General features: G+C 68.5%; 10 protein-coding genes. 4 read left to right on the top strand and 6 right to left on the bottom strand.

Annotated features, from left to right (window positions below):
* Positions 1 to 149: 149 nt before the first annotated feature.
* From ETAA1_RS19010 to ETAA1_RS19035, 6 genes are all read right to left on the bottom strand, one after another.
* Positions 150 to 4,292, bottom strand: a complete 4,143-nt coding sequence (locus tag ETAA1_RS19010; RefSeq protein WP_145241218.1) for an ELWxxDGT repeat protein — start codon at positions 4,290 to 4,292, stop codon at positions 150 to 152.
* 66 nt (positions 4,293 to 4,358) lie between these two features.
* Positions 4,359 to 6,254 (bottom strand): RNA polymerase sigma factor, encoded by a 1,896-nt coding sequence (locus tag ETAA1_RS19015; protein WP_145241220.1) that lies wholly within the window; start codon positions 6,252 to 6,254, stop codon positions 4,359 to 4,361.
* Positions 6,255 to 6,683: 429 nt separating this feature from the next.
* Positions 6,684 to 7,127 (bottom strand): SEC-C metal-binding domain-containing protein, encoded by a 444-nt coding sequence (locus tag ETAA1_RS19020; RefSeq protein WP_145241222.1) that lies wholly within the window; start codon positions 7,125 to 7,127, stop codon positions 6,684 to 6,686.
* Between the two features lie 212 nt (positions 7,128 to 7,339).
* A complete protein-coding gene (locus tag ETAA1_RS32155) occupies positions 7,340 to 7,963 on the bottom strand; it encodes a S1 family peptidase (protein WP_202920247.1) in 624 nt (207 codons plus the stop codon).
* 116 nt (positions 7,964 to 8,079) lie between these two features.
* A protein-coding gene (locus ETAA1_RS19030; protein ID WP_145241203.1) for an IS3 family transposase occupies positions 8,080 to 9,251 on the bottom strand; the annotation gives its coding sequence in 2 pieces (ribosomal slippage) (positions 8,080 to 8,996 and positions 8,996 to 9,251; 1,173 coding nt in all).
* Between the two features lie 380 nt (positions 9,252 to 9,631).
* Complete coding sequence (locus ETAA1_RS19035; RefSeq protein ID WP_145241226.1) at positions 9,632 to 10,534, bottom strand: hypothetical protein; 903 nt, start codon at positions 10,532 to 10,534, stop codon at positions 9,632 to 9,634.
* Between the two features lie 116 nt (positions 10,535 to 10,650).
* On the opposite strand from ETAA1_RS19035, the gene ETAA1_RS19040 reads away from it, so the two are divergent.
* The 4 genes from ETAA1_RS19040 to ETAA1_RS19055 all read left to right on the top strand — a co-directional run bounded on the left by ETAA1_RS19040 (position 10,651) and on the right by ETAA1_RS19055 (position 15,816).
* Positions 10,651 to 12,087, top strand: coding sequence for a DUF1501 domain-containing protein (locus ETAA1_RS19040; protein ID WP_145241228.1), 1,437 nt, complete (start codon positions 10,651 to 10,653; stop codon positions 12,085 to 12,087).
* A gap of 123 nt (positions 12,088 to 12,210) precedes the next feature.
* A complete protein-coding gene (locus ETAA1_RS19045; protein ID WP_145241230.1) occupies positions 12,211 to 13,140 on the top strand; it encodes a ThuA domain-containing protein in 930 nt (309 codons plus the stop codon).
* Between the two features lie 108 nt (positions 13,141 to 13,248).
* Positions 13,249 to 14,790: a DUF1501 domain-containing protein gene (locus ETAA1_RS19050; RefSeq protein WP_145241232.1), complete on the top strand. Its 1,542-nt coding sequence runs from the start codon at positions 13,249 to 13,251 to the stop codon at positions 14,788 to 14,790.
* Between the two features lie 30 nt (positions 14,791 to 14,820).
* Complete coding sequence (locus tag ETAA1_RS19055) at positions 14,821 to 15,816, top strand: restriction endonuclease (RefSeq protein WP_202920248.1); 996 nt, start codon at positions 14,821 to 14,823, stop codon at positions 15,814 to 15,816.
* Positions 15,817 to 15,888 lie beyond the last annotated feature (72 nt).

Genomic DNA, 15,888 nt, shown 5'->3' on the forward strand with positions numbered 1-15,888 from the left:
CCGACCGGCTGCGGTGATGGACATCGCTTGCGGGCATGTTCGGACACGGGACGGACTCCGCGACTTCGTGGAATTCCGGTGTTGTAGCGGCGGGCAGTACGAGGCCCACCGCCGCGGCGGTGGGCCTTCGGGGTCGGGAACAGCGAGCGTCAGCCGTTGATGAAATTGAGGTCGCTCGTGAAGGCCTCGTCGGACAGGTCGGTGGCCCGGTCGCGGGTCGAGTCGAACAGGAACCAGTCGTACCCACTGCTGCCGGTCAGCACGTCGGCGGCGGTGTCGTTGACCACGGACGTCGCGTCCAGCACGACGGACTCGTTCAGCCCGCCGCCGTTCTGGAGGGCCACGACCCGCTCGGCGGCCGTCCGGTCGGTGCGCGTCCACTCCTTCATCACGGCGCACAACTTGTGGGAGTCCGCCTCGAACAGGTACACGCCGGCGAGGAGGATGTCGTCGCCTGCGTTGCCCACGATCCGGTCCGCCCCCGTCCCGCCGATCAGCAGGTCGCGGCCGTCGCCACCGACGATCAGGTCGTCGCCGTCCCCGCCCAGCAACACGTCGTTGCTGCCGCCGCCGCCTTTGAGCCGGTCGTTCCCGGTGCCGCCGTACAGCCACGCCGACAGGGTGATGCTCCCGGCCACCTGCACGTCGTCGTTGCCGGCCTGGGCGTACACCACGACCCGGCCGGTGGGACTGAATGTCCCCTGCGACACGTCGTTGATGACGACCTCCACCGATCCACTATTGCCCGCGGGGGTGACGCGAATCGTATCGTTCCCGGCGGTCCCGCCGATCACCAGCGCCGTCTTCGTTGGGTCGCAGTCGTCGGGTTGCACGCCCACGGCCGTAACCTCGACCGTCCGGGTCGCGGTGCCTACGCCGCCGTCGTCGTCCGTGACGGTGAATGTCACGGTGTAGGTGCCGGCCGCGGTCGGTGTGAAGGTGAACAGCGGGCCTGTCCCTGTGGCGACGGTGGTGCCACCGCTAACCACGGTCCAGGCGAGCGTGTGGGTGTCGGCCGCACCGGGGTCGGTGAAGTTGCCGGCGAACGACAGGGCCTGCCCGCGGACGCCGCTCGTCGGCCCGGAGATCGAGGCCGTTGGCGGCACGTTGGTCACATTGATCGTGGCCGTCGCGGTGTGGCTCAGGCCGCCGGTGTCGGTCACGCGGAGGGAGACCGGGACCCACGTGGGGCCGTCGAGGGCGGCGGCGGAGAATGTCGGGTTCGGGCCGGTCTCATTGCCGCGACCGGCGGCGGCCCCGGTCTCGCCGAAGACGCCGTCGCCGTCCAGATCCCACGTGTAGGTGAGCGTGTCGCGTGTGTCTGGGTCGCTGCTGCCGGAGCCGTCGAGCGTGATGAAACTGCCTTCCGCGACGGAATACGGACCCCCAGGAGCGGCGACGGGGGACTCGTTAATTCGCCACAACTCGATCCCTTTCACCCCGAAGGCTCTGAAGAAGAGCGTGGTCCCCACGACCGTCATGTTGAAGGGGCTCGAGGAGGTTGAGCCGGGAAAGATGTCCTGAACAAGGACTGTGCCGGCTTCCGTCCCGTCACTCTGCCACAATTCAACGCCGCTCACGCCATCATTGGCTTGGAAGAAGAGCGTGGTCCCCACGACCGCCAATATGGAGGGAACAGAATTGGTGCCACTGGGTTGGATGTCCTTGAGCATCACGGTCCCGGCCGCCGTCCCGTCACTCTTCCACAGCTCGGACCCTTGGCCGTCGTTGGCGGCGAAGAAGAGCGTCGTCCCCACGACCGTCATGCTCGAGAAACTGGAGTCGTTGGCACCGGGTCGGATGTCCTTGAGCATCACGGTTCCGGCCGCCGTCCCGTCACTCTTCCACAGCTCGAACCCATTCACCCCGTCAGTGGCGTTGAAGAAGAGCGTGGTCCCCGCAACCGTCATGTTGGAGGGAAGGGAGCGGTTGGCACCGGGTCGGATGTCCTTGACCATCACGGTCCCGGCCGCCGTCCCGTCGCTCTTCCACAACTCGATTCCGTTCACGCCATCGTCGGCTCTGAAGAAGAGCGTCGTCCCCACGACCGTCATGCCTTCGAGGGACGAGGAGTTTGAGCCGGGTCGGATGTCCTTGACCATCACGGTTCCGGCTGTTGAGCCGTCGCTCTTCCACAGTTCGAACCCGTTCACCCCGTTAGTGGCGAGGAAGAAGAGTGTCGTCCCCACAACCGTCACGCTGCCGGGGAACGAGGAGTTTGAGCCGGGTAGGATGTCCTTGACCATCACGGTCCCGGCTGTGGTGCCGTCGCTCTTCCACAGCTCGTCTCCGTTCACCCCGTTGTTGGCGTTGAGGAAGATCGTCGTCCCCACGACCGCCCGTATGAAGAGGCTCGAACCGTTTGAGCCGGGTCGGATGTCCTTGACCATCACGGTGCTGGCCGCCGTCCCGTCGCTCTTCCACAACTCGAATCCGTTCACACCGTCGTCGGCTCCGAAGAAGAGCGTCGTCCCCACGACCGTCAAGATGGAGGAACCGGCAGAGCCAACGAAGGCTTTGACCATCACGGTCCCAGCTGCGGTACCGTCGCTCTTCCACAGCTGGCGGGGCCCGTTCAAATTGACGAAGAAGTAGAGCGTCGTCCCGATGACCGTCATCCCACCGGGCTGGGAAGAGAGGGCTCCTGGTGCGATGTCCTTGACCATCACGGTTCCGGCCGCCGTCCCGTCGCTTTGCCACAACTCCGTCCCGTTCACCCCGTCGTCGGCGCTGAAGAAGAGCGCACCACCCATAGCGACAGGCGAACTAGGTGACGAGCTAAACGTCCTGAGGCCGATGTCTTTGACCATGTAAGTGCCGGCCGCCGTGCCATCGCTCCGCCACAACTCCCGACCTTCGGGCTGCACGAATGGGCTAAAGAGCAAGACCGTCTCACCGAGGGCCGTGAAGAAACTCGGTCCTGAACTCCCAGAACCTGGGACAATGTCCGCCACTAGGACTGTACCGGCCTCCGTCCCATCACTCTTCCACAGCTCGGCCCCGCTCACGCCATCATTGGCTGTGAAGAAGAGCGTCGTGCCTACGACCGTCATATTGGAGGGGACATAATTGTAGCCACTGGGTTGGATGTCCTTTACCATCACGGTTCCGGCCGCCGTCCCGTCGCTCTTCCAGAGTTCACGCCCGTTCACACCGTCGGCGAAGAAGAAGAGCGTCGTGCCCACGACCGTCAGGTTGTAGGGCTGGGAAGAGTAGGCACCGGGCCCGATGTCCTTGACCATCACGGTCCCGGCTGCGGTCCCGTCGCTCTTCCACAGCTCGTTCCCGTTCACCCCGTCGTCGGCTCCGATGAAGAGCGTCGTGCCCACGACCGTCATGTGCTGGGTACCGGAATCGTTGGCACCGGGTCGGATGTCCTTGACCATCACGGTCCCGGCCGCCGTCCCGTCACTCTTCCACAGCTCGGTCCCGTACACGCCATCATTGGCGAAGAAGAAGAGCGTCGTCCCCACAACCGACATTCTGTCGGGATTCGAAGGGTTGGCACCGGGTCGGATGTCCTTGACCATCATGGTCCCGGCCGCCGTCCCGTCACTCTTCCACAGCTCGTCCCCGTTCGCCCCGTCAGTGGCTCTGAAGAAGAGCGTGCTGCCCACGGCCGTCAAGCTTTTCGGGTACGAACCGACGGTGGACCCCGGGTTGATGTCCTTGACCATCACGGTCCCTTCGGCTGTGCCGTCGCTCTTCCACAGCTCCATGTTGCCTGTGGACGATTGCGCAGGGAAGAACAAAGTACTGCCCACGGCCGTCCACTGGGGGGGGAGGTCCTGGAAGGGTTGAACCCCGCTGGAATTGACATTGTTGTTGATATCCTTGACGAGGACGGTTCCCTCGGCCGTGCCGTCGCTTTTCCACAACTCGTTATTGTGGACGCCATCGTTCGCAAGAAAATACAGCGTACCGCCCACGGCAGTCAGGCGTTGTGGTGTGGAGGAGGAACCTCCGGGCCAGATGTCCTTGACGAGGACGGTCCCTTCGGCTGTGCCGTCGCTCTTCCACAGCTCTATGCCGGTTATCCCGCCGTCGGCCGGAAAGTAGACGGTCCCGCCGACGTTCACCATCGACACTTCGATGGGTCCAATGTTGAGGGCTCCGATGCCGAGCGCGTTGATGTCCTTGACGAGCGCGACCGAAGTGGGCACCACCCGGTCTTCCAGGGCCTCGACGCGCAACTGCGACCGTTTGAGCGATGTCGGATGCTGAGAGCGGCGGCCCTGACGAGACGTGTCTTGGCGCAGGCCGGGGAGGCGGGTGAACAGGTTGCGAAACATCGGGCGACTCCGACAGGGGAATTCACGAGACTGCAACACTTCGGGCACGAACGCGGTGTGGGCGAGTCACCGCTGGTACGGGTCGTGGACGCGGCCGACGGCCGTCCAGGGCACGTCCGCGGCGGCCCCAACCGGGCGGGCGTAGATCGGCCCCGGACCTCGGCCGTACGCCAGCAGGCGAGTGCCGTCCGCGACCAGCCAAAGACACCCGGCCGGCCACGGGCCGGCCGGAACCCATGCCGCATCGAGCTGGCCCGCGGGCCGCTCGAACAGGCGCTCGACGTCCTTCCCGTATAACGAGTCGCCGACGACCGCGAAGCCAGACGGCTGGACCGGGTGTGTGGTCCGCACCCACCCGGCCGCCGGGTCGGCCAGCGGCCGCGAGTTCAGGCCGTGCGGCTCCATGGCCATGCACAACCGCCCGCCGGCGACGAACAGCTCGCCGGTCGCCCGGTCGCCCGGCCCGAGTGGCGGCTCGTCGCACCGCCTCACCCACGGTGCCGTCGGCTCGGCGAGCGGCCGGGACCGGATCACCCCGCTCTCGAAGCAGAAGACCTGCCCGTCTGCCACGACCGGGAACCAGCCGGGACATTCCCCTGCGTACCGCCACGAGCCGGCCCCGTCCCGGACGTACAGCCCGCCGCCGTCGGCCGACAGGATCATCCCGTCGGGGAAACTTGAGGTTCCCAATCCCCCTGTAGGCAGCAGCACCTCGCCACCCGGCGGGCCAAACAGCTGTCGCAGTTGCTCTGCCTCGGCCCGGTCGTCCTTCGGGAGTCGGTCGAACAGTCGCTCCGTGGCCGCGTACTCCTCTCGCCCGCGGACGACCTCCCGCCCCGCCGCGGACAGAGATGGGAGTTTGATGGCGATGGGCTTCTCCGAGTTCATCCGGTACCAGCCCGTTTGCCCGGCCGGCTGTGAGTCCACCCGAAGCTTGCGCCGAAACACACAGTAGCGTCCGCGCGACACGGCGGCGAGCTGGGTGATCGCCGGGGGCGGCGGCGTCACCCGCAGTTCGACTTCGACCTCCGACCCGAACGCGCGGACGCAGGACACCTCGACGGCGTGCGGCGGGGGGTAGAACTTTTGGAAGATGTCCCGGACGCCCCCGGCGACCTCGTCCCGTGCGATCCGCAGGTTCCGCGCCTGCAGGGTTTCGACCGGCCCGCCCGTCGGGACGGGAGCGGTGTGACGTTCCGCGACCGGCCCGACCCGCTGCGCCTGCCAGGCCACACCGCCGGCCACCCCCGCCGTGAGGACACACGTCACGAGGAAGACTTTGCCCAGCCGCCGCGCCCAGAGGGCCGCGACCGCCGCTCCCGCCCGCCGCGCCCCGCCGACGGTCGCGCCGACCACCAGGCCGGGGAGCAGACCGGCCTTCTCCAACAGCCGCCGCAACTTCTGCCGGGCGCGGTGCAGGCGGACGCGGTAGGAGTTCACGCTCAGCCCGAGCGACGCGGCCGCCTGTGCGTCGCCCTCGGCGTGCTCGGCCGCCCGCAACACCTGCTGTTCCTGCCCCGGCCGCGTGGCGATGAGTTGGCGCAGTCGCTGCTCCAGTTCGCCCACGAGTGCGGCCGCGTCCGGCAAATCGGTCTCGGTCACCCGCCCGCGCCGCTGCCACCACTCGACCCCGACCGCCTGCTGTTGCGACTCACGGGTAACGAGCTTCAGGGCCAGGTTGCGGGCCGTTTGTGCGAGCCAGCCGTCGATGGCGTCGGCCGACCGGATGCCCTCCCGCTGCCGCCACAACTGCACGAAGACTTCCTGGGCCACGTCCTCGACCGCCGCCACCGGCCCCAGCACGCCCCGGCTGACGGCCGCGACGACCGGGAATTTGAGGCAGACCAGCGCGATGTACGCCTCCACGTCGCCGGCGGAGGCGCGCGTCATCAACTCCGCCGCCGACAATTGCCGGTAGGCGAGCGAGATCACCTGCCGGCGGAGAAATTCCGTCGCGTCCATGGCCGTCTGGTTCCCGGGACTGAGTTCCGACTGGCGGGAAAGAATTACAGGGATTCCACCGAGGTGACGTAAGATTTGTCGGGCCACCGCCTCGTTGGTCCGATCCTGCGTGATGCGCCGGGCGCGGTCGATCAGCCCCCTTGTCTCCGACGGTCTTTCCCAGAAGACGGCGTCCGGGGAGGTCGGCGGCGGCTACGAACCAACTTCTGTTTGCTCTCGACCCTGCTGTTCTTCACGCAACTCACTGCGTCTGAGCGGCTGTGTGTGATCGAGGACGGCGACCCGACCAAGTGCGCAAAGTCGAATACTTTCACGGCTGAACCGGCTGCAGGCATGGCCCCGCCGGGCAGGATGCATGCCTGGCGTGGGACGATCGAGCTATCGAAAGTTCAGGTCACGGGCCGGCGGAAGTGACGCGGGCGAGGACGGCTAGGGCTGCTCCGGCCTCCCTCGGTGCTTCGCCTCGTACTCGTCGATGGCCGCCTGCCAGGCCGCCAGGTCCGTGTCGGGGATCAGGTGCTGGTTGGACTCGGTCACAAGCAGCCCGCCGCTCTTCTCATAGGCGTAGATGATCGCCGGGTCGATCCCCGCGGCCGTCATCGCCTGGACCATCTGGAACTCGATCTGCTCGACCGGCGGGGCGTCGAAGAAGATGGGCTCGTCCGGGCCGGGCTCCCGCCCAAACGTCGCGACAAACCTCTCCCGCTGCTGCTGGAGGACTTCGACCGCTTCGGGGGAGAGGGAGGTGGACTGGTAGACCGTGCCGTCGTCGTCGGCGACCCACTCGAAGCCCTTCTTGTGGCAGCAGTGCTTGTACTTCTTCCCGCTGCCGCACGGGCAGGGGGAGTTCCGGGACAGCCGCTCGCGTGCCATCGGTTGACTCCTCCCGGCCACCCCACCCCTCGAAGTTTCGCCCCGGGACCGAGCTCGGGCAAGATCCGTTACCACGAATGGCGACCGGAGCCCGTACTGCCTCTACGCGGATGGGCTCGTCGGCGCCGACGGTGAGGGGGCGGTGGACGGGTCGCCCCCGACCGACCTCGGGTTCGTGCGGCAGACCATCCGAAGTAATACCGGTTAAAGCCCTACACGCGCAGTCGATTCGGAACACCTCGCGCCGTTCGGAGGGTGCTCACCAACCACACCGGTAGGGCGAGCAGCGGGCGGACGATCTTCCCGTGGTAGAGGGGCCGCTCGCCCTCATCTCCCGCCGCGGCCTCATGTGAGCTCGACACCAGCCCGACGAGCAGTCCGTCCTGGGTCACCACCGGGCCGCCCGACGCCCCGCCCCGCACGGGCCGCTCGGCCGCGAAGAGTGCCGTGGGCTCGTTCTCCCCGACGACGGTCGCCGTCGCCGCGATCCACTCCCCGTCGGGGCCCAGGATGAACACTGGTAGTGCCCAGCTGACCGGCCCGTACCCCTCGACGACGTCCTTCGGCTCGAACTCGCCCCGGAATAACTGGACTGGTTCCGTCGCGGCGAGAAGCGCGGCGGCGGCCTCAGCCTCCTCGGGGAGGTCCGGCGCGTCCGGAGCGCCGAGCGCGGCGACGTCCGCGACCGGCTCTGCGGCCAGCACGCTGAGCAAGAGGTTCTTCCCGTCTGCCGTTCGCGCCCGCTCAATGCACCGGTCGCCGAGGGCCATCCCACCGGCACCATCCAAGTCGATGCAGTGGGCCGCCGTCAGGACCAGGCCGCCGGGAACGATCACGCCCCGGCCTTCTTGCTCCCTCAGCTCGACTACCGCCCGCCGGACCCGTTCCACGGCCTCCGGGATGGCCGCACCCCCTGCTACCCGTGGAGTTCCCCACGGAAAGTGGACAGCGTTTAGCGGTGGGTCGGGTTGTGCGCCCGCTCGTACTCGGCGGGGGCGACGTACCCCAGTGACGAGTGCCGCCGGACGCGGTTGTAGAACGCCTCGATGTACTCGAAGATGCTCGCCCGCGCCTCCTCGCGCGTGGCGTAGTCCTCGTGATGGACCAGCTCCTTCTTGAGGCTGGCGAAGAACGACTCCATCGGCGCGTTGTCCCAGCAGTTCCCACGCCGGCTCATGCTGCACGTGATCCCCTCCTCCGCGAGACGACGCCGGTAGTGCTCGCTGGCGTACTGACTCCCGCGGTCCGAGTGGGCCACCAGGGCCGGGACCGAAGACCCCCCGAGACGGTCGGCCACCGCCATCTCCAGGGCATCCACGACCAACCGACTGGTCATCGTCGCGGCCATCGCCCAGCCCACCACCATCCGGCTGAACAGGTCCTCCACGACGGCCAGGTACAGCCACCCCTCGCGGGTCGGGATGTACGTCACGTCCGCGACCCACGACGTGTTCGGCTCCTCCGGATCGAACTGCCGATCCAGGACGTTCTCGGCCACCGGGTGCGGGTGGTTCGAGTCCGTCGTCTGCCGGAACTTCCGCGTCGTCTTCGCGGCAATCCCGGCCTCCCGCATGACCTCGGCCACGACGTTCACGCAGCACTCGTGGCCCCGGCTCACCAGCTCGGCGTGGACGCGCGGGCTGCCGTACCGCCCCTTCACCTCGGCGTGAATCGTCGCGACCTGTTCGGTCAGCTCCTCCCGCCGGACCTCGGCGTGGCTGGGCTCGCGGGACCGCCAGGCGTAGAACCCCGAGCGGGACACCTCCAGGACACGGCACAACTGCGTCACCGGCCACTCGCCCTTGCGCTCCTCGATCCAGCCGAAGGTCACTTCGACTGGGTGGCGAAGAACGCCGTGGCTTTTTTTAGGATGTCGCGCTCCATCTCCAGCCGCTTCACGTCGGCCCGGAGGCGGCGCAGTTCTTCCTCGACGGGGGTGAGGTGCCCCGATCCCGGGAAGGCGTCGGCCCCCTTCTTGAGGACCGCCTTCTTCCAGTCGTGGAGCCGGTTCTCGGTGACCCCGAGGCGGCGGGCGACCTCGGCCACGGACAGCTTCTGCTCGGTGATCATCCTCACGGCCTGGAGCTTGAACTCCGGCGTGTAGACCTTGCGGGAACCGGCCATCGGTGTGTCTCCTCGTGATTAGAGCTTACACCGCTTTCCCGCTGTCCACGATCCGTGGGGAACTTCACCGGCCGGCTCCGTCGCGATTCATCGGGTCTCCCTGTTCGGTGAGGATCCACAGCTCCGCCGGGCCGGGCGGCTTACAGGTCGAGGTAGCGAACGCCCGGGGTAGCCCTCTCCGCGTCCTCCCACGGCTTTGTCGCCGCCTTCGCACCGTTCACCTTCTTCACGATCTTGAACGGAGGCCTGTCCGCCCGCAATGGTGGCACTCCTCGCCCCCGCAGGGATACAGCGCGGCATCCGCGACGTGACGGAACACACTCCCCACGGATGCTCCCTTCGCCGTAGCTGGTTTGGCTCAGAACCATTCAGGTGTCGTATCAACCACGATTACGTCCGTGGGCAGTGCTCTTGCCGCTGAACACTTCCTCGGCTCGCTTGAAGAACCATCGCTCCGTCTCCTCGAAGTCCGGTCGTTCCGTCCATGCGGCCGTCTCGCCGAACCTGGTTCTGCCGTACCGGGAGAAGTACAGGCCGACCCGCTTGATCTCCGGGAACCCCGCCCGCCGGTTCAGTAGGAAGTACCCGAAGAGCTGGTCCATGTGCTCGCCCCTGACCTCGGCAGACTTTGTTGTCTTGAAGTCGAGCAGCATGTCGCCCGAGATGAGGTCCGCGTCGGCCGAGCCGACGAGAGCCGATGCTGCCCCGAAGGTCGGGTTCAGCAGCATCCGCTCCGGGTGGATGATGCGGTCGAACGGGACGACGCCGAGGAGATCGACAAGCTCGGCCACCAGGTCCGAAGGAGCCTCCTCGAACGTCGGGTCCACCTCGCGTCGCCGGTAGATGCCGTCGATCTTAGCGAGCCGCGCCGCCCACGCGGCGATCTCCTGTAGACTCTCGGGTGAGGGGGCCGACGCCTTCGCGAATGCGTCCACGGCCGCCCGGGCACGTTCGCAGACGATGCGTACGCGGTAGGCGAGCTCATCTGTCGGGATGAACGCGCCCTTACCACCGAGGAAGGTCAGGTCCGCTTCCCGGCCGAGTATCACGCTCGGCTCAAGGTGCGTGGGCACTTGCTCGGCGACCCACTTCCTCTGCTCCGCGTGCGGCGCGCGACGCTGGAGATCGAACCGCAGGAGGTAGTCGAACGCCGTGCCGGTGAGTGATGGGTTCTCGTAGACGCGCGGCACCTTCAGGGGGAAATTGCTCCACCTGACTTCCGGCCGGAAGGGCTTGATGCGGTCGGCCACTTCCTCGCGCTTGATAAAGTCGGTGAGGCTCACAACGGTCGCTCCGGCGGTTTCGGGAGGGGGCGACACCAACCCTGACCCGGTAATCTATCGTCGAAGCCAAGGTAATCTGCGGTGCCGCCACGCCCAGTCATCCGAGGGGCTATTGCATGGAACAACCGCGCGTCAGCCGCCGTCGGTTTCTTGCCGCCTCGAGCCTCGCCTGCGCGGTGCCGCACGCCGCGACGTCCGGGTCGCCTCGCTCGACGTTCGGGAGGGCCAAGTCCGTCGTCGTCCTGTACCTGTACGGCGCGCCGAGCCAACTCGACACGCTCGACCCCAAGCCGGACGCGCCAGCCGACCGACGGGGCGAGTTCGGCACGATTCCTACGCGGCTCCCCGGCGTCCGGGCGTGCGAACACCTCCCTCGAATTGCCGGCGTGCTCGACCGGACGTGCCTGGTCCGGTCGATGACCCACGCGTCCAACAACCACGCCGTTTCCGTCGCCCTGTCCGGACTCTCCCGGTCCCTGCCGGCCATCGAGGCGAACCGCGCGGACGCCCAGCACTGGCCGTACTTCGGCTCCGTTCTCGAGTACCTGTGGAAGCGACAGGGCAAGACCGACGAGACCGGCCTCCCGGTGAACGTCATCCTGCCGTGGCCGCTGAACGCCCGGACGGACCCGAGCCGCTGGTCGCCGCACGCGGCCTGGCTCGGGCCGGCGTACGACCCGGTCTACCCGGTCTTCCGCGGCGAAGGTTCGCGGGAAGTTGGCAACCCCACCGCGAACGGCCCGGCGGCTCAGGCGAGTCGCTTCGACCCGTACGACGGGGTGACCCCGCCGAGCACGTTCGTGTTCGACGGGTCCGAGTTACCCGAGGACGTGTCCGCGGTACGATTCGGGGATCGGATGCAGTTGCTCGCACGGGCGAACCGCGAGGCCGGCGGCGGGGGGCGGGCCGAGTCGTTCCGCCGGAACCAGCGGGCGGCGGCCCGGATGATTGCCGACCCGCGGCTGGCGCGAGCGGTGGACGTGACCCGCGAGCCGCGGAAGGTCCGCGACCGCTACGGCCTGACGCTGTTCGGGATGGAGGCGCTGGCGGCGCGCCGGCTGGTCGAGGCCGGCGTCCGCGTGGTCACCGCGTTCTGGGACGACTACGCCTTCGCGAATAACGCCTGGGACACGCACTACAACCACTTCCCCCGGCTGAAAGACGGCTTGTGCCCGATCTTCGACCGGGTGCTGCCCGCGTTCCTCGAGGACATGGGTCAGCGCGGCCTGCTCGACGAGACGCTGGTCATGGTCATCAGCGAGCACGGCCGCACGCCGGCGATCGCCAACGTCGGCGGCGGTGGCCGCGAGCACTGGGCCGGGGCGTACTGGGGCCTCTTCTTCGGGGCGGGCATCCGCACGGGACAAGTCATCGGCGCGACGGACCGTCAGGGGGCGTTTCCCGCCACCCGCCCGATCGACCCGAAGGACATTCTGGCGACCATGTATCATCTCCTCGGCCTCGATTCGGATCACACAACGATTCCGGACCGGTCGGGCCGGCCGATGCACCTGTTGCCGCACGGGGTCGTGGTGTCGGAGATGTTGACGTGACCGTCGACCCGGGTGGCGTGTTCCCGCCGGCCCACGACCTCCCGGTGCAGGACACGCTACTGAAGGCGTGCGGCCTGCCGGGCTAGCCCGAAGTCCGCACCTCATCACCGCCGAGGGACCGCCGTGACCCCGCCCGACACCCGCCGCCAGTTCCTCCGCGCGTCCGCCGCCGGGCTCGCCCTCCCGCTGGCCGCGACCGCCGCCGACCCGATGCCGGTCGGCGTGGTGGTGTGGGACGAGCGACAGCCGGAGCAGCGGCAGGCGTACGAGAACTTCCTCGGCAACCACATCGCCGACCATCTCCGCCGGCGGCCCGGGCTCGCGGTCCGGTCGGTGGGGATCGAGGACGCCGAGAAGGGGCTCTCCGAGGGCATCCTGCGCGGGTGCGACGTGCTGATCTGGTGGGGCCACCGGCGGCAGGCCGAGATCACGCCGCGGATGGCCGAGCCGCTGGTCGCCCGGATCAAGGAGGGGACTCTGTCGCTGATCGCCCTCCACTCGGCGCACTGGGCCACCCCGTTCGTCGAGGCGATGTACGAGCGGACCCGGCTGGACGCCGCGCGGCGGTTGCAGCGGGACGGCGCGAAGGTCGAGGTGGCGTACGCTGCCCCGGCGGTCCGCTACACCCTCCCGAAGCCCGGCGACCGGCTGACCCCGTACACCGAACTGCGGAAGTTCCTGGACGGGACCGAGCGGGCGACCGTTCATCTCCCCTACTGCTGCTTCCCGGCGTACCGGACCGACGGGAGGCCGAGCCAGGTCCGGGTGCTGCTCCCCGACCACCCGATCGCCCGCGGGCTGCCGGCGCGGTTCGAGCTGCCGCGGACGGAGATGTACGCCGAGCCGTTCCACGTACCCGAGCCGGACGAGGTGGTGCTGGAGGAGCGGTGGGCGACTGGGGAGTGGTTCCGCAGCGGGATGGTCTGGACGCTCGGCCGGGGGCGGGTGTTCTACTTCCGGCCCGGGCACGAGACGTACCCGGTCTTCAAGGAGGCGCCGGTACTGCAACTCCTGGAGAACGCCGTCCGGTGGCTCGCCCCGGCTCCCGGGTAGGCGCCTACGTCCGACCGCCGGCCGGCGTGCTCGTAGGTTGATGGGTGCGGTTACTCCGGGGCCGTTCGCGTCACGAACGACTCGCCCCGTCCTCGCGGAGAACACGCCGTGCGGCCAGCCGAATGCCGACCGGGCGACCACCCGCCGGTCGGCCGCCGAGAGCTACTCCGGGTCGGCGGGCTGAGCCTGCTCGGCACCGGGCTCGCCGACCTCGGCCGGCTGGAGGCCGACGCCGTCGCGCCCGGCCGGCGGCGGGCGAAGGCCGTCGTCTTCATCTTCCAGTCCGGCGGGCCGTCGCAGCACGAGACGTTCGACCCCAAGCCCGACGCCCCCGACGGCGTCCGCGGCGAGTTCGGCACCGCCCAGACCCGCCTGCCCGGCACCCGCTTCTGCGAACACCTGCCCCGGCTCGCGGCCCGGGCCGACCGGTTCTCGGTGGTACGGACGATGCACCACCCCGCCGGCCGCGAGTTCCGCAACGAGCACAACAGCGCCACCTACCTGCTGCACACCGGGACCACGGACCTCCCCGCCGGCGACACGAACGCCAGCATCACGAGCCCCCGGCCGGGGCGGTTCGAGTGGCCGTCCGTCGGCTCGCTGTTGGCGTACACCCTCCCTCCCCTGCTCGGGGCGGTGCTGCCGCCGGTGATCGAGCTGCCGCGTGCCAGCCACATGAAGTACCCCGGCCGCGGGGCCGGCGTCCTCGGCCCCCGGTTCGAGCGCTGGGGGGTGGACCTCGCGCCCCCCTGCCGGGCGCCGGACCCGGCCGGGTCGTGCCCCAACTGCTTCAGCCACGACGACCCGAACGACCCGGACCGCCGGCCCGGGAAGGGGCCGAAGGCGTGGTGGGACAACGGCAGCTGCCGCGACCCGGCATTCCGCCTCCCGGACCTGGGCGGCGGCCTGTCCGTCAGCCCGGACCAGTTCCGCGACCGCGACACCCTCCGGCAACGGCTCGACGCCCTCCACCGGTCCCACGACGCCGGCGCGTTCGCGGGCCACGACGAGCACCGCGAGCGGGCCGCGCGGCTGCTGCTCACCACCATGCCCGGCGGCCGGAACCCGTTCGACCTGAGCCGCGAGCCAGACCGGGTTCGTGACAGATACGGTCGCGAGGAGTGGGGCCAGGGGTTTCTGGTGGCGCGGCGGCTGGTCGAGGCCGGCGTGCGGATGGTGCAGGTGAACCTCCGCGGCTGGGACACGCACCAGAACGCCTTCCGCGACCTGCGGGGGAAGCTCCTCCCCTCACTCGACCACTGCCTGAGCGGCTTCCTCGACGACCTGGACCAGCGCGGGTTGCTCGACGAGACGCTCGTGGTGATGTGCGGGGAGATGGGGCGGACGCCGAAGATCTCGCCGATCACCGCGGGCGGCCGGAACGCGTCCGGCGAGGTCTTTACCCCGGGCCGGCACCACTGGGGCGACGTGTTCCCGTGCGTCCTCGCCGGCGGGGGCATCGAGCCCGGGCGGGTGGTCGGCGCGACCGACCGGGACGGCGGCCGGCCGGCGACGGAGGCGTTCACCCCGGCCGACCTGGCCGCCACGATCTTCCACCTCATGGGCGTCGGCCCGGACGCCGCGTTCCGCGACTCCGAGGGCCGCCCATACCACGTGTACCGCGGCCGGCCGATCCGCCCGCTGCTGTGAGTGCCGACGGAGTACCCCGGGAGGCGTGCTGTGCCCAAAGCTCCGATGTGGATGGTCCGGGCGGGTGAAGAGGGCTACCTCTTTGACACTTTTCGCACGGAAGGTATCGTCGCGATCGGCTGGAACGGGCTCGGCAGCCTGGACAGTTCGCTTCCGAAGGACGAGGTGCGAACCCGGTACGTGAAGCAATTCCCAACGGACAAGCCCGGCCGCGTCGGGAATGCCGTCGCGGTGATCCACAAGTTCTTGACCGTCCTGAAGCCGGGCCACAAGGTGACGACCTACAGCCCGGATTCGCGTGAATACCTGGTCGGCACCATCACCGGGGAGCCGGAGTACGATCCGACGAAGGACTACCACCGTCTTCGCCGGGTCCAGTGGGAGGGCACTGTCGACCGCGATGACTTGAAGGCGGCCTCAAGAAACTCGCTCGGCAGCACGCTCACCCTGTTCCAGGTGAACGACGAGACGGCGGACGATCTGGAAGGGCTGCTTACAGGCACACCCGTCAAAGCCGAGCAAGAGGGGGAGGAGAAGGAAGAACTGGAGCAACTCAAGGAAGACACCGTCGGCCGCGCGCACGAGCTGATCAAGGACAAGTTGCTCAAGCTGACCGACATGGAAATGGAAGAGTTGGTGGCGTCCATCCTGCGGGCGATGGGCTACAAGACACGGATCACGCCCCGCGGACCGGACCGGAGCGTGGACGTGATCGCCTCGCCGGACGGTCTCGGGCTGGAGGAGCCCCGGATCAAGGCGGAAGTCAAGCACCGCCCGAAGGAGAGGATGGGTTCGCAGCAGATCCGCAGCTTCCTGGGCGGGTTGCGGCAGGGTGATCGAGGGCTGTACGTCAGCACGGGCGGCTTCTCGAAAGACGCGGGGTACGAGGCGGACCGCGCGAATGTGCCGCTGACCCTTCTGAACCTGGACGAGATCGCCACGCTGGTGGTGACGCACTATGAGAAATTCGACATGGAAGGCCGGGTCCTGATTCCGCTGACACGACTCTACTGGCCCCTGGATTGAATTCGGTCGCGGGCGAGTCTGGCTCGGAACTGCAGGAGCGAAGGCGGAGGCGAGTTGAGCTGAATGCGAGTC

The organism is Urbifossiella limnaea (genome assembly GCF_007747215.1).
Taxonomy (GTDB): Bacteria; Planctomycetota; Planctomycetia; order Gemmatales; family Gemmataceae; genus Urbifossiella; species Urbifossiella limnaea.